This is a genomic window from Streptococcus sp. OH4692_COT-348, from assembly GCF_003859975.1.
Classification (GTDB): domain Bacteria; phylum Bacillota; class Bacilli; order Lactobacillales; family Streptococcaceae; genus Streptococcus.
Genome location: NZ_RQZB01000038.1, coordinates 1 through 974, shown reverse-complemented (window position 1 = coordinate 974; position 974 = coordinate 1). Strand labels below are relative to the sequence as shown.

Sequence of the window (974 nt, the reverse complement as noted above, 5' to 3'; positions counted from 1 at the left end):
GTTAGAAGCCAATGTGTATGATAACTTTAATCCGAACTACTATAATATATCTGATTTTAACCTTCCTAATGGTAAAAAAGAAAAAAGAGGGTTGCCGATACCTAAAGCAAGATGTCAAGTTATTAACTATGAACTGTGGGAAACGGGCTATCTTTATACTTCATCGGCTACGTTGACCGTTTCGGTAGAAGTTGGGGATATTGTTCAAATTCTTTTTCCTGAAGTTGTTCCAATTGAGGAAGCTCTAGGTCAAAAGAAAAAGCTGAACTTAGATATGGTTTACCTTGTGACAGATGTAGATGAAAGTAATAAAGCTACATTAAAGAACTATTTTTGGGCAATGATTGAAAGCCTTGATGTTCCAAACGCAATAACTAAAACGACAAATTTTGCTATCATTGATTATTTAATTGACCCTCGTAAAAATAATTTAATGAGTTATGGTTATTTCTTTAATTCAAGTATCTTTGCAGGAAAGGCGACAATTAACCGTAAAGCAGAAACTTCATCGGCTCATGACGTAGCAAAAAGGATATTTTCAAAAGTTCAATTTCAACCAACTACGACAATTCAACATGCTTCATCTGAAACAGACCCCAGAAACTTGTTATTTATTAACTTTGCTTCAAGAAGTTGGAACAGAAATAGAATCACGACAAGGGTAGATATTAAGCAAAGCGTGACAATGGACACGGAAACAATAACAGAACGTTCGGCTTATAATTTTGCTGTTGTGTTTGTTAAAAATAAGGCAACAGACGACTATACAGACCATCCTAAAATGTACACAGCAAAAAATAATGGAGATGTCATTGACTATAGTACTTATGGCGGAGACGGAACAGACCTGCCAGATGTAAGGACAGCAAAAACATTATTTTATGATAGAGATGACCACGGAAACCCGCCAGATATATCTACTATTAAGGCTGAAATTTCTCCCTCTACAATCGTTACAAGGTTAATATTTAACC

Annotated in this window: 1 protein-coding gene; it reads left to right on the top strand. The window is 35.1% G+C overall.

The window, feature by feature from the left end:
- Positions 1-974: hypothetical protein (locus EII37_RS10705; RefSeq protein WP_124788557.1), on the top strand; the 974-nt coding region annotated here is incomplete at both ends.